Origin of the sequence: uncultured Tenacibaculum sp. (genome assembly GCF_947502995.1) — a bacterium.
Taxonomy (GTDB): Bacteria; Bacteroidota; Bacteroidia; order Flavobacteriales; family Flavobacteriaceae; genus Polaribacter.
The window spans coordinates 94,282-114,019 of sequence record NZ_CANNBW010000013.1 but is presented as its reverse complement, the minus strand read 5'-3'; the positions used below and the strand labels follow the sequence as shown (position 1 = coordinate 114,019).

The 19,738-nt window shown below is 30.7% G+C and carries 18 protein-coding genes; 17 read left to right on the top strand and 1 reads right to left on the bottom strand.

Going from position 1 to position 19,738, the window contains the following annotated elements:
- The first annotated feature begins 151 nt into the window (after positions 1-151).
- The 4 genes from rplM to tsf all read left to right on the top strand — a co-directional run bounded on the left by rplM (position 152) and on the right by tsf (position 2,924).
- The gene (rplM, locus tag Q1A46_RS12290; RefSeq protein ID WP_299678886.1) at positions 152-607 is read left to right on the top strand and encodes a 50S ribosomal protein L13; all 456 of its coding nucleotides are present in this window, start codon (positions 152-154) and stop codon (positions 605-607) included.
- Positions 607-993: a 30S ribosomal protein S9 gene (gene rpsI / locus Q1A46_RS12285; protein ID WP_299678883.1), complete on the top strand. Its 387-nt coding sequence runs from the start codon at positions 607-609 to the stop codon at positions 991-993. The genes rplM and rpsI overlap by 1 nt, the downstream gene beginning before the upstream one ends.
- A 118-nt stretch (positions 994-1,111) precedes the next feature.
- Positions 1,112-1,873: a 30S ribosomal protein S2 gene (gene rpsB, locus Q1A46_RS12280; protein ID WP_299678880.1), complete on the top strand. Its 762-nt coding sequence runs from the start codon at positions 1,112-1,114 to the stop codon at positions 1,871-1,873.
- A gap of 82 nt (positions 1,874-1,955) precedes the next feature.
- A complete protein-coding gene (gene tsf, locus Q1A46_RS12275; protein WP_299678877.1) occupies positions 1,956-2,924 on the top strand; it encodes a translation elongation factor Ts in 969 nt (322 codons plus the stop codon).
- A gap of 91 nt (positions 2,925-3,015) precedes the next feature.
- Here tsf and Q1A46_RS12270 read toward each other — a convergent pair whose 3' ends face one another.
- Positions 3,016-6,234 (bottom strand): T9SS type A sorting domain-containing protein, encoded by a 3,219-nt coding sequence (locus tag Q1A46_RS12270; protein WP_299678874.1) that lies wholly within the window; start codon positions 6,232-6,234, stop codon positions 3,016-3,018.
- 780 nt (positions 6,235-7,014) lie between these two features.
- Here Q1A46_RS12270 and Q1A46_RS12265 point away from each other — a divergent pair.
- The 13 genes from Q1A46_RS12265 to Q1A46_RS12205 all read left to right on the top strand — a co-directional run bounded on the left by Q1A46_RS12265 (position 7,015) and on the right by Q1A46_RS12205 (position 19,711).
- A complete protein-coding gene (locus Q1A46_RS12265; protein WP_299678871.1) occupies positions 7,015-7,569 on the top strand; it encodes a TerD family protein in 555 nt (184 codons plus the stop codon).
- A gap of 5 nt (positions 7,570-7,574) precedes the next feature.
- Entirely contained in the window at positions 7,575-8,252 is a 678-nt protein-coding gene (locus Q1A46_RS12260) for a TerD family protein (RefSeq protein ID WP_299678868.1), read from the top strand.
- Positions 8,252-8,929, top strand: coding sequence for a TerD family protein (locus Q1A46_RS12255; protein WP_299678865.1), 678 nt, complete (start codon positions 8,252-8,254; stop codon positions 8,927-8,929). Before Q1A46_RS12260 ends, Q1A46_RS12255 begins: the two co-directional genes overlap by 1 nt.
- A complete protein-coding gene (locus Q1A46_RS12250) occupies positions 8,930-9,565 on the top strand; it encodes a VWA domain-containing protein (RefSeq protein ID WP_299678862.1) in 636 nt (211 codons plus the stop codon).
- 13 nt (positions 9,566-9,578) lie between these two features.
- Positions 9,579-9,959 (top strand): TerB family tellurite resistance protein, encoded by a 381-nt coding sequence (locus Q1A46_RS12245; RefSeq protein WP_299678859.1) that lies wholly within the window; start codon positions 9,579-9,581, stop codon positions 9,957-9,959.
- 4 nt (positions 9,960-9,963) lie between these two features.
- On the top strand, positions 9,964-10,599 hold the full coding sequence (locus Q1A46_RS12240; RefSeq protein WP_299678856.1) for a VWA domain-containing protein: 636 nt from the start codon (positions 9,964-9,966) through the stop codon (positions 10,597-10,599).
- 83 nt (positions 10,600-10,682) lie between these two features.
- A complete protein-coding gene (locus tag Q1A46_RS12235) occupies positions 10,683-11,732 on the top strand; it encodes a TerY-C metal binding domain-containing protein (RefSeq protein WP_299678853.1) in 1,050 nt (349 codons plus the stop codon).
- A gap of 144 nt (positions 11,733-11,876) precedes the next feature.
- Positions 11,877-13,187, top strand: coding sequence for a protein phosphatase 2C domain-containing protein (locus tag Q1A46_RS12230; RefSeq protein WP_299678850.1), 1,311 nt, complete (start codon positions 11,877-11,879; stop codon positions 13,185-13,187).
- Between the two features lie 9 nt (positions 13,188-13,196).
- Complete coding sequence (locus Q1A46_RS12225; RefSeq protein ID WP_299678847.1) at positions 13,197-14,717, top strand: helix-hairpin-helix domain-containing protein; 1,521 nt, start codon at positions 13,197-13,199, stop codon at positions 14,715-14,717.
- Positions 14,718-14,730: 13 nt separating this feature from the next.
- Positions 14,731-15,879 (top strand): sodium:calcium antiporter, encoded by a 1,149-nt coding sequence (locus Q1A46_RS12220; protein WP_299678844.1) that lies wholly within the window; start codon positions 14,731-14,733, stop codon positions 15,877-15,879.
- A 72-nt stretch (positions 15,880-15,951) separates the two neighbouring features.
- Complete coding sequence (pyrH, locus tag Q1A46_RS12215; protein WP_299678841.1) at positions 15,952-16,662, top strand: UMP kinase; 711 nt, start codon at positions 15,952-15,954, stop codon at positions 16,660-16,662.
- 35 nt (positions 16,663-16,697) lie between these two features.
- Positions 16,698-17,252 carry a ribosome recycling factor gene (gene frr, locus Q1A46_RS12210; RefSeq protein ID WP_299678838.1) on the top strand — a complete coding sequence of 185 codons (555 nt, stop codon included), beginning with the start codon at positions 16,698-16,700 and terminating at the stop codon, positions 17,250-17,252.
- 95 nt (positions 17,253-17,347) lie between these two features.
- Positions 17,348-19,711 carry an RND family transporter gene (locus Q1A46_RS12205; RefSeq protein WP_299678835.1) on the top strand — a complete coding sequence of 788 codons (2,364 nt, stop codon included), beginning with the start codon at positions 17,348-17,350 and terminating at the stop codon, positions 19,709-19,711.
- Positions 19,712-19,738: the final 27 nt, after the last annotated feature.

Sequence of the window (19,738 nt, the reverse complement as noted above, 5' to 3'; positions counted from 1 at the left end):
TCTCTTAACAATATGTTAATTCGCATTTTGAGATTCTTAAATAAAATTAAACCAACTTCCTATTTGTCAGTAAAATAAATATTTGTAAATTTGCACTCCTTTTTTAAGGAAAAGTTATATAATTTATTAATAGACAAAAACTAAATCGTGTATGAACACATTAAGTTACAAAACAGTATCGGCTAACAAAGCAACTGTAAACAAAGAGTGGGTTGTTGTTGATGCGGACGGGCAATCATTAGGTCGTTTAGCTTCTAAAGTTGCAAAACTTATTAGAGGTAAACACAAGCCAAATTATACACCTCACGTAGATTGTGGTGATAATGTTGTGATTATCAATGCTGAAAAAGTTAATTTAACTGGAAGTAAGTGGAATAACAAAACTTACATCCGTCACACTGGTTACCCAGGTGGACAAAGATCGTTAACTGCTCAAGAAGTGTTCGATAAGAACCCTGCTAGATTAGTAGAAAAAGCAGTTAAAGGAATGTTACCAAAAAACAAATTAGGTAGCGCTTTATTTAGAAATTTATATGTATATGCTGGTACTGAGCACGCTCAAGAAGCTCAAAAACCAAAATCTATTAACCTTAACGATCTTAAATAATGGAAACAGTTCACAAAATAGGTAGAAGAAAAACAGCTGTTGCTCGTGTATATGTTTCTCAAGGTAAAGGAGACATTACAATCAACAAAAGAGAATTAACTAATTACTTTACTACTCCTACTTTACAATATAAAGTAAGACAACCTTTAATGTTAACTGAAAACTTAGAGGCTTACGATATTAAAGTAAACGTATACGGTGGTGGTGTAACTGGACAAGCTGAAGCTATCCGTTTAGCTATTACTAGAGCTTTAGTTTCAATTAACGAAGAACACAAAGCAGTATTAAAACCAGAAGGATTATTAACTCGTGATCCAAGAATGGTTGAGCGTAAGAAATTCGGTCAGAAGAAAGCACGTAAGAAATTCCAGTTCTCTAAACGTTAATCGTTTATTGGAACTGTTTTTCAAAAAATATTTTTTTATCAACAGTTTAGTATCTAAATAGTTCAGACGTAAAACTACTGTACTATTGTGAAAACAGAACGTAAACACATTTATTAAAATGGCAAACATTCAAGAATTATTAGAAAATGGAGTACACTTCGGTCACTTAACTAGAAAGTGGAATCCAAACATGGCACCTTATATTTACACTGAGCGTAATGGTGTTCACATTATTGATTTATATAAAACTTCAGCTAAGATCGACGAAGCTAAAGAAGCTTTAAAAAAGATCGCTAACTCTGGTCGTAAGATTTTATTCGTAGCGACTAAGAAACAAGCCAAAGATATCGTAGCTGAAAAGTCTAAATCTGTGAACATGCCTTACATCACTGAAAGATGGCCAGGTGGTATGTTAACTAACTTCGTTACTATCCGTAAAGCTGTAAAGAAAATGGCTGCTATTGATAGAATGAAGCAAGATGGTTCTTTCGACGCTTTATCTAAAAGAGAGAAATTACAAATTAACCGTCAACGTGAAAAATTAGAAAAGAATTTAGGTTCTATTGCTGATATGACACGTTTACCAGGTGCTTTATTTGTAATTGACGTAAAGAAAGAGCACATTGCAATTGCTGAAGCTCAAAAATTAAACATTCCAATCTTTGCAATGGTTGATACAAATTCTGATCCAAGACCGATCGATTTCGTAATCCCAGCAAATGATGATGCTTCTAAGTCTATTGATAAAGTTTTATCTTATGTTACTGAAGCTATTTCTGAAGGTTTAGCTGATAGAAAAGCTGACAAAGAAAAAGCTAAAACAGAAAAAGAGACTGAAAGTAAAAAAGCTGAAGAAGTAAAAACTGAAGAGGCAAAATAAATATTTAAAGGTTTCATTACATTGAAACCTTTAATTTATTTTATCATTGTACAATTAAATACAACCTTAAAAAACAAACAAAATGTCAAAAATTAGCGCTGCAGACGTAAAAAAATTAAGAGAGACTACAGGTGCAGGAATGATGGACTGTAAGAACGCTTTAGTTGAAGCAGAGGGTAACTTTGATAAAGCTATTGAAATCTTACGTAAAAAAGGTCAAAAGATCGCTGCTAAAAGAGCAGATCGTGATTCTTCTGAAGGTGTAGCTATCGCTAAAATCAGTGACGACAATACTTACGGTGTTGCTATCGTATTAGCTTGTGAAACTGATTTTGTTGCTAAAAATGACACATATAAAGAATTAGCTCAGCAATTCGTTGATATCGCTATCAACTATTCTAACAAAGAAGATTTCTTAGCTGCTGAATTCGAAAGTGGAGTTACTGTTGCTGAAAAATTAATCGAGCAAACTGGTGTAATCGGTGAGAAAATCGAGATCCCTTCTTTCGAAAGAGTTGAAGCTCCTTATGTAGGTTCTTATACTCACGTTGGAAAGATTTCTGCTTTAGTTGGTTTAACTCAAACTGTTGACAAAGCTGCTGATTTAACTAAAGATTTAGCTATGCAAGCTGCATCTATGGGAGCTACAACTTTATCTTATAAAGATTTCTCTCCTGAGTACGTTGCTGCTGAAACTGAAGCTAGAATCGCTGCTATCGTAAAAGACAACGAAGAACTAGTACGTTTAGGTAAAACTTTAAAGAACGTTCCTCAATTCGTTTCTAGATTACAATTAACAGACGAAGCTTTAGCTAACGCTGAAGAAGCCGCTAAAGAGCAGTTAAAAGCTGAAGGTAAACCAGAGAAAATCTGGGACAAAATCTTACCAGGTAAAATGGAAAGATTTATTTCTGATAACACAACTTTAGATCAAGAGCAGTGTTTATTAGATCAAAAATTCATCAAGGATGAGAAGAAAACTGTTGCTGAATATGTTTCTTCTTATGGTGAAGTAGAAGTTAAAAACTTCGTAAGAGTTACTTTAGGATAATTCTTATTTCAATTATAATATTTAAAAAGCTGTCTGAATTCAGACAGCTTTTTTTGTTTCGATATTTTACAATATCCGTTTTTAAGATTTTTTACTGAATGATAACTTTCTTTGTTATCGTTTTATTGTGTTGTTCTACTTTAATAAAATAAATCCCTGTACTTCCAAAATCACTTCTATTTAAATTCAAGGAATTATTCTTAGTTGTTTTATTAAAAATCATTTTTCCTGTAGTATCAAAAATCAAAACTCTTGAATCTTCTCTATCTGTATTATTAAATGAAACGGTAATCTTTTCAAACCTTAAAGGGTTAGGATACACCAAAACCTCGTTTCCTTTACTCTCTTTTATTTTTGCAAAACTAGACTTCGTGAACCCGTTTAATGTTATCAACTGTGTTGTTACTCCCGCATTACAAATAGCACGTAAGACTAAAGTATACTCTGCACCTTGCTGTAATCCATCGATAGTCATTTCAGGAATAGAAGATCCTTCATACGATATAGCTCTTGGGCTGTTGATATTTCCAGTAAATTGTCCTTTTAGCCAAGCTCTTAATTCATAAGTTTTTACATTCAATAAATCTGTAAATGTTACAGTAATAGATGAATTTGTACTGCTTTTCACTTTAAAATTCTCAATAATAACTTGATTGTTACATGCTTCTTTTCCTCTTAATGTAGTTGTATCAATTTGAACTAATTTTGTAGTTCCTCCAGAAGCACAAATTGCACGTAAAACTAATGTATATGGTGTACCAGCTTGAAGTCCGCTTATAGTTAATGGCGAAGAATTACCGTCTTTATACACTAAAGCAGCCGGAGTATTAATATTTCCAGTAAACTGTCCTTTTACCCAAGCACGTAATTCATACGTACTAACATTTTTAATTTCATCAAAAGCTAATGTTAAAGAAGTTTCAGTAGTATTAGAAATTTTTAAATTAACTAACTCAGAATTTAAATTACACTTTTCTTCTGCACTTACGATTTTCCAATTCTGATTTTTATTTCCTTTTTGGAAAGTCCACAAATGCATTGTATTTCCATTGTTTCTATCTACAACTTTAGTACAGTGTAAAGGCTCAAGGAAGTAATCCTCGCCTACTTTGGTAATACTCCATTTTTGATGATTTGCAGTAGCTTCTGTCCAAGTTCCGAAATTAAGATTCGGATTTTGAGTTGTATCATTTTTCTCACAAGCAGCATATGGCACTTCGAAATACTCATTATTTCTTAAGTTCTTAATTGTATAATAGCTTCCTGATTTTACAATTTCCCATTTTGCACTATTTGCTGCTGTATTTGATAAATCAATTGTTCTTCCGTTAGGACTATTTAATTTCTTACTATCGTACGGATTTTCGATATAGTAAATACCATCTTCTAAGTTGGCATCTGGTCTAGAAGTATCTCCACCAGTATCTGGATTATTACAAGATTCTCCTGGTAAACCATAACAACCTAAACCTGTTGGTCCAAATTCAGGATTCCAATTAATTCCAGGCACCCAATTATCACCAAGTTCATAAGCACCCACATCAGGAGCTTTTCCTTTATATCCATATGTTATTCCGTTAATTACTCTACCATAATCAACCGCTTTGGAATTGGCTTTAAGTTTGAAATTATTACCCGCATGGTTAACAAAAGAATTCTTATCAATTAAATTATTTTGTTTGTCAGATTGAGGTTCCCAAGTTACTTCTGTTTCTTGATTCCCTGCTTGATCTGTTACTTTTCTATCTGTAATATTATTCCATACTTTAACATTCGTGAATTTAGTACCAGCTTTATGCCAAGCTCCCATGGTTCCACCTTTAGCTTTTACCAATGTATTATTGAAAATATCAAGATCTTTACCATCCCAATTGATTTGAACATTCGTCCATTCAACATTCCAAACTACATTATGATGTACAGAAAAAGCTTCAGCATCGTTATCTAAATAAATTCCTGCTGCCTTTTTTAACTTTCCTCTACTCTCTGCATCGTGAAACCAGTTGTGGTGAATTTCTGTATTTTGCGGACCTCCAACTGTATAAAAAAGCGCACAATCGTCGTTAATTAAATTACTTCTTGACACATCGTTGTAACCAATTTCACAACGATTTCCATTAAAATTAATTCCGTCTCTACCTGCATTAAAAATTGTGTTTCGTAAAATTTTATTATCAGTTCCACCTCTTGCAACCAACGGAGCATCGTATGAACCTAAATAATTAAAATCATGAATATAATTGTTCACTAATTTATTAGAGTTTCCTCCTAAGCGAACACCAGTAGCAGCACTAAAAGCAATTTCACATTTTTCTACCACATTATTTTTCCCATTTACTTCTACACTAGGTTTTCCAGCATTGAAACCTTTAAAAACTCCTTGTGTATGATTTCCATAGAAAGAAGAAACTCCATATAACTTATTATTATTAGAATTCGATTTCATTAGAATAGCTCCACCGAAAACAGCCAAGTTTTTAATCTCAATATAACTTCTCTGATTTAAATCGATAGTTACTTTACGTTTTCTCATTTGCACTTTACCATTAATTGGAGCACTACCATTAGGCATTTGCACAAATAACTCTTTTGTTCTACTATTAAACCACCATTCATTTTGATAATCTAAAGCACCTTTTACTCCTTCTAAATAAAAATCACCCTTACTAGCCGGATCATGGAAAGTTCTAATCCATGTTGGATTTTTATCTAAATTGAAATTTACTCTTCCAGAAGAACTTGAAGTGATAAAAGCTTTCCAAGCAATCCATCCAGAACCAGGACGATCACCATAAAAGAAAATAGCTCCACCTTTCCAGTTAATATTTGGAATTTTAGAAGAGGTTAAAAACGCACCATTGGACACATTTTTATTACTTCCGCCATCATTCCTCAAAGAATTTAAGGTAAAAGGCTTTCCGTCTGTATTGTTTGGCCAACGTGCTAAATCCATAGCAGTATTACCATTCATTACAAAATTCTCTTGACCAAGATCCCAATCGACTTTAATTTTATAAATCACTCCATTGTCTTTTTGCCAACCTTGTAAAGCTTGCATTGCAGATACAATAACTTTCTCACCTTGTTTTGCTGAATAGATTATTGGAGCACCTGCTTTTCCTGATCTTGCTGGTCTAATGGTTTCTTCATAAGTACCTCCTCCAATAATAATAACATCTCCAGGTTGAGCAACTGAAGAAGCTTTTTGAATAGTTAGAAATGGAGAATTAGAACTTCCATTATTAGCATCGTTTCCTTTCTTAGAAACGTAGATATCTCTGGCATGTGATAATTGGACAATAAAAAACATGGATAAAACCAAGCTTTTTAGACATAGTTTTTTGATAGTTTGATAATTTTTCATCATTTGGTTTATTTAGGAAATTAATTTTGAGGACTATAACATAAAACAGACTTGGATATTGTATTTCTTAAAGAAAAAACGAAACTCTTAACATAGTATAACGTAATGAAATAGAACATCTTCTAGAATGAATAAGATCGTGTTTTCATCTATTAAAAGCTTATAGGCTTAAACAGACAACACGAATAAAATTCAATAGTAAAACAACTGTACTACTATCTGAAGATTAAAGAAAAAACCAAGAATTAGAGTTATAAAAAATTTTTAAAATCTCAATTAAATATTAGAGTAGTTTTGAAAGACACTTTCATAAATTATTTAGAATTAGGGGTTAAGCATTCAAAATTAAAAAAATTAAATCCTTGTTTTTAAACCTATTATAAACAACACTAATACAAAATTGACTAAAAATTATTATTAAAAGTTATATCCAATCATAAATTCACATTGAAATAAAAAACTATAACACTTATGTCTCATTAAGTAAAATATACATTTAACATCTTTAAAAATGATTAAATTGTTTTTTAAAAAAACTATATATATATTTGGCTAAATTGAATTTAGAAAATTTGTTACATAGAAAAAGAATAGGTTAATAAAACAAGAAAATTGCAATCTCTATTCTTCATGAAGTCAATAAATTCTTAAGAAATAATTACACTTGTTACGCTTAAATAAGTAATTCAGGTTTTCATTATAAAATATTAACTCAAATAATAAATAATGGCAATTAATTTACAGAAAGGTCAAAGAGAATCTTTATCAACAGGAAATTTTACTGTTGGATTAGGATGGGATACTAACGAAACTTCTACGGGAGTAGATTTTGATTTAGATGCATCTGTTTTTATTCTTGGAGAAAACAAAAAAATATTATCGGATCAACATTTTATTTTTTACAATAATTTACAATGCCCTAATGAAGCTGTTGTTCACACTGGAGATAATAGAACAGGAGAAGGAGAAGGAGACGATGAATCAATCCTTATTGATCTTTCTAAAATAGATAGCAGAGCTACTGAAGTATGTATAGTTGTTACCATAGATGAATACGAATCTAGAAAACAAAATTTCGGTCAAGTTAGAAACTCATTTATCAGAATAGTTGACAACACTAACGGTACTGAAATAATGAAATTTGAACTTGATGAAGACTTCTCTATAGAAACTGCTATTGAGTTTGGAAGAATTTATAAAAGAAATAATGAATGGAAGTTTGAAGCTATTGGTAATGGTTTAAAAGGAGGTCTTCAAGATTTCTTAAACAAATACAATTAATTCATATGGCTATTGATTTAAAAAAAGGTCAAAAGATTGACCTTACTAAAAAATCATCCAGTGGTAATGTATCTAAACTAACAAAGTTTTGCGTTGGAGCAAATTGGGGTGCCATAAAAGGCACTTACATTCAGCGTGAAAAAAAAGGAGGATTTTTAGGTTTTGGTGGTAAAGAAGAAACCGTAACAAAAACATTTACGGAATCTGTTGATTTAGATGCTAGTTGTGTTCTTTATGACACTAATGGAAATTTAGTTGATATTGTATATTACGGTCAATTAAACTCTAAGGATTTTTCTGTAAAACATAGTGGAGATGATAGAGATGGAGATTTAGATGGAGATGATGGTTTAGATAATGAAATTATATCTGTAGATCTAAACCAAATTTCACCTTCTATAAAGAAAATAGTTTTTTTCTTAAATAGTTATAAAAAGCAAGATTTTTCTAGAGTTCCTTTTGCTTCTATACGCTTATATGAAGGAACTCCTGATGTTGTCAAACAAGTTTTTGCTACATATAATGTTGCTTCAAGCCCAGAATACAGCGGGTTTATTTCCATGATAATGGGGAGTTTAACCTTAAATAACGGAGCTTGGGAATTTGATGCAATTGGTGAACCAAGCGAAGCTAAAGATCTTAAAGAAACAGTATCAATAATCACAAAAAAATATATTAAATAATGGCTATCAACTTAACTAAAGGACAAAAAATTGATTTAAAAAAATCTTCTGGTGAAAAACTTACTAACTTTTGCGTAGGTGTAAACTGGGGAGCAATTGAAACCATAAAAAAAGGTTTCTTTGGTACAAGAAAAAAAATCGAAGATGTAGATTTAGATTTAAGTTGTATCATGACAGATACTAATGGGGAACTTATTGATTGGATTTATTCTCCAGAGTATAACGGTTTTTTACAAAAAAATAATTTCCCTTTAGGAAAATTAAACTCTAAAGACGGTGCATTAAGACATAGTGGTGATGATAGACAAGGAGATGTAGGTGGTGATGATGGACTAGATAACGAAATTATAAGTGTTAATTTAGATCGCGTTGATTCTAATGTTGAAAAGATATTCTTCTTTTTAAATATTTATTTGAATCAAGGACAAAATTTTGATTTCTCTCATATTCCTTTTGCTAAAATTAGAATGTATGAAGGAACTCCAAGTAGAGTAAATAATGTTCACTCTAGTTACGATATCGTTACAGATAATACTTACGCTGGTAAAGGAGCTTTAATCATGGGAAAACTATACAGAAGAAATGGAGAGTGGAAGTTTGATGCTATTGGAGAACCTTCAAATGACACTATGTTTTTACAAACTATCCAAAGAATTTTAAAAAATTACAGTAAATAAATGAGACGTTTACCTGTATATCTTCTACTGGATACTTCTGCATCTATGACTGGTGAACCTATTGAAGCTGTTAAAAAGGGGATTCAATTCATGATAGATTCTCTAAAACAAGATCCTCAAGCTATTGAGACAGCTTTCGTAAGTATTATTACATTTGATAGTTCAGTAAAACAATTAATGCCACTAACAGATGTAATTTCTTTTCAAATTCCTGAGATTACCGCTAAAGGTACTACGGCACTTGGGGAAGCATTAGATTTAGTTAGTTACTACATAGACACTGAAGTAGAAAAAACCACTCCATTAAGTAAAGGAGATTGGAAACCATTAGTATTTATAATGACTGATGGTGTCCCCACTGATGATATACAACAAGGTATTACAGAAATAAAAAAAAGAAATATAGGACAAATAGTAGCTTGTGCTGCAGGAAGTAGAGCAAATACTGAACTTTTAAAACAAATTACAAAAAATGTAATCCGCTTAGAAACAGCTGATGCCAAAAGTATTTCTAATTTTTTTGCTTGGGTTACAGCTTCTATAGGTATTGCATCTACAAAGATTGAAGAAAAAGGAGAAGATACTTCCAACTTTAATGATTTTCCTCCACCAGCTGATTTAGACATTATTTTATAAAAACAACTTAAATATGAAAACTTTAGACCAATTAAAAAAAGAGATCTTAGAAGATGGTATCATCGATGCTTCAGAAGTTAAAGAAATAGAAACAGTTATTTATGCTGACGGTACAATAGATAAAGAAGAAGCTAATTTTTTATTTGAATTAAACGATGCTGTTTCTGGTAAAGAAAATCATAGTTCTTGGGAAGGGTTATTTGTAAAAGCAATATCTAGCTTTGTTCTTGATGATGAGGAATCAAATGGAGAAATCGATGCTGATGAAACTAAATACCTTGTTAATCAAATTCAAGGTGATGGTACTATAGACAATACTGAAAAGGCATTATTATTGAGTTTAAAAAGTACCCTAGGTACTTTACCGACAGAATTAGAAAATTTATTAAATTAAATTTATGAGGAGATTACCTGTATATTTTTTGTTAGATACTTCTGGTTCTATGTTCGGAGAACCTATTGAAGCATTAAATAATTCATTAAGTGGTATGATCAATACATTACGTTCAGATGCGCAAGCATCTGAAACGTTATGGATAAGTATTATAACATTCGATAAAGAAGTTAAAGAAATTGTTCCATTAACAGATCTACCTTCTTTCCAATTACCAGAAATTACTTGTCCGCAAAGTGGTCCTACTTTTACAGGTAAAGCTCTCGATTTTCTTTATGGAAAAGTGCAACAAGACATAAAGAAAAGTACTGCAGAACAAAAAGGAGATTGGAAACCTTTACTATTTTTATTTACAGATGGAAAACCATCTGATGTTCAACAATATAAGGAAGTAATTCCTAAAATTAAATCGTTAAACTTCGGTACAATTGTTGGCTGTGCTGCTGGACATAAAGCTGACGATGAAAAGCTTAAAGAATTAACTGATACAGTAGTTCACTTACAAACAGCAGATAGCAATACCCTAAAACAATTTTTTATGTGGGTATCGGATACTATTGAACAAGGAAACAAAAGTTTAGGAGTTTCTGAAACTATTACTTTACCTCCTCCTCCATCAGAAGACATTATTGTTATTTAACTTTTTTGAGTTAAAGAGAAAAATAAAAAATAAACAGCTTATAATTCAAAATTAAAAGAGTAAAGCATTAATACATTTTCATAATGAGAAGACTACCCATTTATTTTTTAATAGATGTCTCTGAATCTATGGTTGGAGACCCTATTAATCAAGTACAAGATGGAATTTCTACAATTATACAAGAGTTAAAATCGGACCCAAATTCTTTAGAAACTGTTTGGATTTCAATAATTGTATTTGCCGGGCAAGCTAAAACTCTTGTTCCTTTACAAGATATAATAAGTTTTTATCCTCCAAGATTTCCAATAGGTAGTGGAACCTCTTTAAGTAAAGGCCTAGGACACTTAATGCATGATTTAAGAAAAAATTTGGTTAAAACAACCGCTACTCAAAAAGGTGATTGGAAACCTATAGTTTTCTTGTTTACAGATGGGGTTCCTACCGATGATACCACAAAAGCAATTGAGGAATGGAACAATAACTGGAGAAAAACAGCTAATCTAGTTGCCGTTTCTATAGGTGATGGCACAGATAATAGAATTTTAGGACAACTTACAGATCATGTTCTACAGCTAGAAAACACCGATGCTTCTGGATATAGAGAATTCTTTAAATGGGTTACAGATTCTATTAAAACTAGTAGTGAAAGTGTTGAAAAAAATAAAGCAGGATTTGAACTTGCAAATTTTACAGATGACTTATCTACAATTGATATTGAAAAAATAGATCCTTATGCACATCCTGTCGATGATAATTTTGTAGTTCTATCTGGACTTTGTCAAAATACAAAGAAGCCATATTTAATGAAATATAAAAAGATAATTCGTCAATCTAGTTTTGCTGGAATAGAATTAGGAACAAAATCATATAGACTTAATGGTGCATTTCAACTCGATGATAGTTACATAGAATTATCTGATCAATCATCAAGACAATATACTGTAAACACAGAAGAGCTAATCGGTGCTCCAACTTGTCCATGTTGCGGAAATCAATATGCTTTTGCAGTATGCAAGTGTGGTCAAATTCATTGTATTGGTGATGAAGAAATATCAACCTGTCCTAGTTGTGGAAACAAAGGAAGATATGGTTCTGGAGGTGGTGGATTTGATGTAAATAGAACTCAAGGGTAATGAGATAAAGAATTATCATTGCAATACTTATCTCTTTTTTTATTTCAAAAGAAATATCAACAACAGAGAAGATTTAAATAATTTTATTAATAGTAAAAATACAGAAGAGTAAAAGCTACGATACTGAAAACTCAAAATGTTCTTATGGATAAATGGATGATTAGAAGTAAAATTTTAGAATTTAAAAATTTACAAATTACCATACCTAATGGTACTGTTAATAAAAGTTATAATTTTACTTTTGAAGATATTTTTTTTTTAACAAATCATATAAATAAGCTCTATTTTTCTGGTATAGAAGAAATAGGATTATCATACGATCAAAACACAAAATCTCTACAAGGAATCCCTAGCAAAAGCGGGAATTTTAAAGTAATAATTTTATTTAAAATTGAAGGAGAACAAACAAGTACTACTGTAAATGAAAAGGAAATCACATTCCTAATTAATCCAGATCCTAAATCATTATGGAAAGATATACCAAGCGATACAGAAAGTATTTTTTGGAAAGTTGATGATCGATCTATGTCTCAAGAACTAGAAGAAAAGTCAATTGTTGTCTCTTCTAAAAGAGGAAGATCTCATAAAAATGTAGGTAGCTACAGAGATGATGATTTTGCTTTTAAGCAAATTAAAAATTCTAAGTGGAATATTATAGCTGTAAGCGATGGAGCTGGTAGCGCTACTTTTTCTAGAAAAGGATCTCAATTAATCTGTAATGAAGTTGTAAAATACTTTGAAGAAAATATTGTAAACGAACAAAAGCTTAAGAGTTTAGAAGAAGAAGTAAGTACCTTAGATTTCAATGAAGAAACTTCCCTATCAAATGAAGTATTAATTTCTACAAAAAAAACACTTTATAAAGCAGTTATACATTCACATGAAAAATTGAATGAATTAGCACTTCAAACTTACAATGAAACTCCTCATTTATTCGATAAAAATACGAATGAAAAAAACTGTATCAATAGCTTTCATAGCACATTAGTTTTTACTGCTTTTAAAAAATTCGCAAATGGATATGTGTTTCTTTCTTTTAGTGTTGGTGACTGCCCAGCTTGTATTATAAGTAAAGATAAAAAACAATCAACTATGCTAAATTGGTTAGATATAGGCGAATTTGGTGGTGGAACTCGTTTTATTACACAACGTAACATATTTTATTCTGAAGATAGACCTATGGCTACTAGATTTTCAGTACATTTTCAAAAAGATTTTTCATTTTTATTCTTAATGTCTGATGGAATTTATGACCCTAAATTCGAAGTTGAAGCAAATTTAAATAAGATAGAAAAATGGAATGAATTTATTGAAGATTTACAAGGTCTGAATGAAAGTAATATAACAATTGATTTTAATGCTCCTATAAAAAGCATTGAAAATAACCTGAATGATTGGATGGATTTTTGGAGTAGAGGAAATCATGATGATAGAACTCTCGCTATTATTTTTTAAATAAAACAAATGAATACAATAACAGTCACTTCTATTATTAATGCATCAAAGAAATACCAATATGTAGATAATGGTGAGCCTATGAGAGGCGGTATGAAAGATGTATATTTTAGTCCTACAAAATCATATGTTGTTGCCATATACAGAGATAAACAAGACAACAACTCTATTGAACGATTAAAAAAAATTGTCACAACTTACTACGAAAATTTTTTTAATAGAGAAGGTGGTGATTATTATCAAAAACTTTATTCTTGGCCTACAGATGTTGTTCAAGTAGGAGACAAAATAGGAATTATTGTTCCTTGCTACCCTGATAATTTCTTTTTCAAAAAAGGATATGAAACTATCCCTATTTTAATAGGAAAAGAGAAAGAAGGAAAATGGTTTGCTAGTGCAAAGTTTAGATCAAAAACTTCAAAATTAAAGTTAGATAAATCTGAACTTGGAAATTGGTTAAGTTACTTTCAAATAGGAGTAAATATAGCAAGAGGTGTGAAAAGAATGCATGCAGGTGGTTTAGCTCACTCTGATTTATCTTATAAAAATGTCCTAATAGATCCGGTTACCAAGACAGCTTCAATTATTGATATTGATGGACTTGTAGTTCCTGGCTTATATCCTCCTGAGGTAATTGGAACAGCAGATTTTATTGCCCCTGAAGTAATAGCCACAAAACATCTCGACGCTAAGGACCTTAACAGGAACTTACCAAATAGATATACTGATTTACATGCTTTAGCAGTTCTAATTTATATGTATCTTTTTTATAGGCACCCTTTAAGAGGTGGTAACTATTTCGGAGCAATTGAATCTGATGAAGAAGAGGATTTATTAATGGGATCTGAGGCTTTATTTGTTGAACACCCCACAAATAGTAGTAATCGAAACTTTAAAAGAGAATATGGGGATAACATGATTAATTTTTCTCCATGGACAGATTTAAATAAAACTCCTTATACAATAGCTGGACCTTATCTTAAGGAACTATTTGAACAAGCGTTTATCAAGGGATTACATAACCCTAGAGAAAGACCTTTAGCTGAAAGTTGGGAACAAGCATTAATAAAAACAGATGATTTAAAATTAAAATGTAGCAATCAATCATGTGAACAACAATGGTTTATTCATAATGAAACCACAGATAACAAATGCCCTTTTTGTAACACAAAATACAACAATACAATTCCTGTTTTAGAATTCTTTTATGAATTTAAACCAGATGATTGGAAACCTGAAAACCAAAAACTAGTTATTGGTAATAACACAACACTTCATAAATGGCATGTAAATAGAAACATAATTAGAAATGAAAAACTTAACTCAATAGATAAAAAAAGACTTGGATATTTTGTATTTCATAATAACAAATGGTTGTTCGTTAATGAAGCTATCCAAGATTTAACTGATTTAACAAACGATAAAAAAATACCAATTGGCCAAATGCTTGAATTAGAAAATGGAAATAAAATACTGCTCTCTAATGAAAACTATGGAAGAATGGCACAAATTAAAATAACAAACCAATAAAACTAAAAAAACTATGTTAGTATCAATATTACTTATTATTACTTGTTGTATTATAATTTGGAGAGCAAGTGATGGATTCGAAGCTGCTTCTGAATACCTTGGAAGAAACCTTAGTGAAGGTGTACGTGGAGCTACAATAAACGCTATAGGCTCATCTATGCCTGAATTGTTTACTACATTATTTTTTCTTTTTGTTTTAAAAGATAGAGATGGTTTTGCTGGAGGAATAGGCACAACAGCCGGTAGTGCAATTTTCAACGGTATGATTATTCCTGCTGTTGTTATACTTGTAGTAATTTTAAAAAGAGTTACTTCTTATGTTGAAATATCTAAAAAAGTATTATTAAGAGATGGAATATCACTACTAATCTGTGAACTTGTTCTTATCTTTATCTTAGGAGGAAATTCATTAAACTGGACACACGGTTTAATTTTAATGTTATTATATGTTGGTTATGCTTCATATATGCTAATATCAATGAAATCAAATGAAGAAGATGAAAATGAAGAGGAAGAAGAGGAAGAGGAAGACGATGATGAAAAAGGCTTTCTATTTAATTTATTAACACTTAATTTAGAACCTGTTTTTATTAAAGATTCAATCAATAATAAAAAAGCATGGTCTTTACTTTTATTTTCTATGTTAATAATAGGTTCTGCTTGTCTGTTGTTAGTTAAATCATGTGAATGGTTAGGTGATTCCTTAAATATTCCAATATATTTTGTAGCTGTTATCTTAGCAAGTGCTGCTACGAGTGTCCCAGATACAATATTATCTATGAAAGATGCTAAAAAAGGGAATTATGATGATGCTGTTTCAAATGCTTTAGGAAGTAATATTTTCGATGTTTGCTTTGCATTAGGTTTTCCTTTATTCATATTTACATTGATATATGGACCAATTGAAATGAATCAAGAGACCGTAATAAATATTTCTGAATTAAGAATTCTATTATTTATATCTACGTTTATTGCTTTTATCATATACATTTCTAATAGAAAAATGAATATTTTAAGTGCAATACTGTTATTACTTATTTATGTACTTTTTACAATTTATATTTTAGGTAGATCCATCGAAGCTGATTTTGCAAACGATATAAGCTTCTGGTTAAACAAAATAAACAATAGTTTGGACTCTTTTAGATTTTGGAAAAACTAAATTAAACCTCGCGATTAGCGAGGTTTTTTTGTTTTCTAATATTTGTATATTTGCACAACTTTCAACAGAACTATGCAATACAAACGAATACTTCTAAAATTAAGCGGAGAAGCCCTAATGGGAGAACGCGACTATGGAATTGACCCTAAAAGATTAAAAGAATACGCCTTAGAAATAAAACAAGTCGTTGAAAAAGGTGTAGAAGTTGCCATTGTAATTGGAGGAGGAAATATTTTTAGAGGTGTTTCTGGTGCTGCTAATGGAATGGACAGAGTTCAGGGTGATCATATGGGAATGCTAGCAACTTGTATTAATGGATTAGCTTTACAAAGTGCTTTAGAAGATGAAGGTGTTTATACCAGAATGCAAACTGCTTTAGAAATTAAAGAAGTAGCAGAACCTTACATCAAAAGAAAAGCCATAAGACATTTAGAAAAAGGTAGAGTTGTAATATTTGGAGCTGGAACTGGTAATCCTTATTTCACTACTGATACTGCTGCAGTTTTAAGAGCTATTGAAATTGATGCAGATGCAATTTTAAAAGGAACTCGTGTTGACGGAATTTACAACGATGATCCTGAAAAAAATAAAGATGCTATTAAATTTGAAACTATTACTTTTAAAGACGTAATAGAAAAAGGATTAAAAGTAATGGACATGACTGCTTTTACTCTTAGTGAAGAAAACAAATTACCAATTATTGTTTTTGATATGAATAAACAAGGAAATTTAATTAAATTAGTTTCTGGAGAACCAATTGGAACAATAGTTGATCATAAATAAACCGTATTTATACGAGTTAATTAAATTATAAAGAGATGACTGAAGAAATAGATTTTATTTTAGATAGTACTAAAGAAGCTATGGTTAATGCTATTTCTCATTTAGAGAAAGAATTAAGAAGCATTAGAGCAGGAAAAGCATCTCCTGCAATGTTAGCGAATGTACAAGTTGATTATTATGGATCTCAAACTCCATTAGGTCAAGTAGCAAATGTGAATACGCCAGATGCAAGAACAATCTCAATTCAACCATGGGAAAAAAACATGTTACAAGAGATTGAAAAAGCTATTATGATAGCTAACTTAGGTTTTAATCCTATGAACAATGGTGAAAATATTATTATTAATGTACCACCACTAACTGAAGAGCGTCGTAGAGATTTAGCTAAACAAGCTAAGGCAGAAGCTGAAAATGCAAAAGTTGGAGTACGTAACGCACGTAAAGATGCTAACAATGAAATAAAAAAAGTGGATGCTTCTGACGATATGAAGAAAAATGCTGAAGCTGATGTACAAACTTTAACAGATAGCTACGTTAAACAAATTGACGAAAAACTAGCTGTTAAAGAGAAAGAAATTATGACTGTATAGTTTTTCTCAAAATATTTAAAAAAAGAGTGTTTTAAAACACTCTTTTTTTATTTTTCTTATCTTTTTAATATTTACCTTTGCACAAATTTTTTTAGATGACTTTTTGGACTAAGATCGCAGGATTTATTTTACGAAATCGCTACCTAGTGTTAACTACTATAGTTATTATCACTGCACTTTTACTTACCCAGTCCAAATACGTTCGTTTTTCTTATACTGAAGCCAATCTTCTTCCTGAAAATCACGAAGCGAATATCCAGTATAACAAATTCTTAGATATTTTTGGTGAAGAAGGAAACCTAATCATTCTAGGAATTAAAGACAGTACTTTTTATTCTTTAGATAAATTCAATTCTTGGAATAAATTAGCTCGTGAATTAGATAGTGCTCCAGAAGTAGAATTCACAGTTTCTATCTCAGATATTAAGAAACTAAAAGCTGATCGTAAAAAAAGAAAGTTTGTTGTTGATCCTTTGTTTGAAAAAGAGCCTACGAAACAAGAAGAAGTAGATCAAATTAAAATTCAACTTTTTGAAAAACTTCCTTTTTATGAAAATATTTTATTCAATAACGAAGGAACAATTCAAACAGCCATTTATCTAAAAAAAGATATTGTAAATAAACCTGAACGTGCTCAGTTTATTGAAGAAACCCTAATTCCAGCTATAGAAAAATTTAAAGCTGAAAACGATTTGGATGTTAAAGTATCTGGGATGCCATACATTCGAACTTTAAACTCTAAGAATATTTCCGAAGAAATGGGAATATTTGTTTTAGGTGCATTGTTTATTACGGCAATCATATTCTTTTTCTTCTTTCGATCGTTTAGAGCTACGTTTATCACCTTATTAGTAGTTATAATTGGTGTGATGTGGGCGTATGGTTTTATTGGTTTATTACGTTATGAATTGACTGTTTTAACAGCTTTAATTCCGCCATTAATTATCGTTATTGGAGTTCCTAACGCAGTATTCTTAATTAATAAATACCAGCAAGAAGTAAAAAAACATGGTAATCAAGCAAAATCATTACAACGTGTAATTTCTAAAATTGGAAATGCCACGCTAATGACAAATATTACAACCGCTTCTGGATTCGCAACTTTTGTATTTGTAAAAAGTAAATTACTTCGTGAATTCGGAATTTTAGCTTCAATAAATATCATTAGTATTTTCATTTTAGCGCTATTAATTATTCCTATTCTATATAGTTTTATGCCTCTTCCGCAGAAAAAGCATTTAAATCACTTAGAAAAAAGATGGATGGAAAATGTAGTAGACTGGATGGAAAGAATGGTAAGAAAACAACGAATTTATATTTATATAACAACTGTTGTAGTTATCATTTTAAGTATGATAGGTTTATATCAAATACGAGTTTCTGGTAGTTTGATAGAAGATATGCCTAAAGGAAAACAGTTTTATAAAGACATTAAATTCTTTGAAAGTGAATTTGGAGGTATAATGCCATTAGAAATTCTTATTGATACGAAGAAAGAAAAAGGTGTTATGAAACTTTCTACATTGAAAAAAATGGAAAAGCTAAATGAAACTATTGAAACTTTCCCTGAACTTTCTAAACCTATCTCGGTAAACAACCTAGTAAAATATTCTAAACAGGCATACTATAACGGAAATCCGAAGTATTATCAATTACCAACTAGTCAAGAAAAGAGTTATATTTTTGCATATACAAAGAATTCCAATAGCAATTCTGGGATGTTAAAAAACTTTGTAGATAGTACTGGTAGATATGCGCGTATTACAACATTTATGAAAGATATTGGAACTGATAAAATGGATATCATTCAAGATCGATTAAATGCTGTGATTCAAAAACAATTTAAAGGAGACAAGTTTAGTGTTTCTATGACTGGTAAAGCTTTAGTTTTCTTAAAAGGAACTAATTACCTAATTAAAAACCTAGTAATTTCTTTATCGTTAGCTATTTTATTGATTTCAATTTTTATGGCTTGGATGTTTAGATCTCCTCAAATGATTTTAATATCGTTAATTCCAAATATGCTTCCATTGTTAATTACTGCTGGATTGATGGGGTTCTTCGATATTCCTATAAAACCATCAACAATTCTTGTTTTTAGTATTGCTTTTGGTATTTCTGTAGATGACACGATACATTTCTTGGCAAAATACCGACAAGAATTGCTAGCAAACAACTGGAAGATAAAACCTGCAGTTTATGCCGCTCTTAAAGAAACTGGTGTAAGTATGTTTTATACTTCTATTGTTTTATTCTTTGGATTCTTAGTGTTTACTATTTCTAGTTTTGGAGGAACAATTGCTTTAGGTGGTTTAGTTTCTGTAACGTTATTACTAGCTATGGTTTCTAACTTATTATTGTTGCCTTCTTTATTACTTTCTTTTGAACGAAAAATTGCAAATCAGAAAGTATTAAAAGAAACGAACTTTAAAATTTTCCCGCCTAAGGAGAAGAAATGATATAAAAAATTAGACATAAAAATTAAA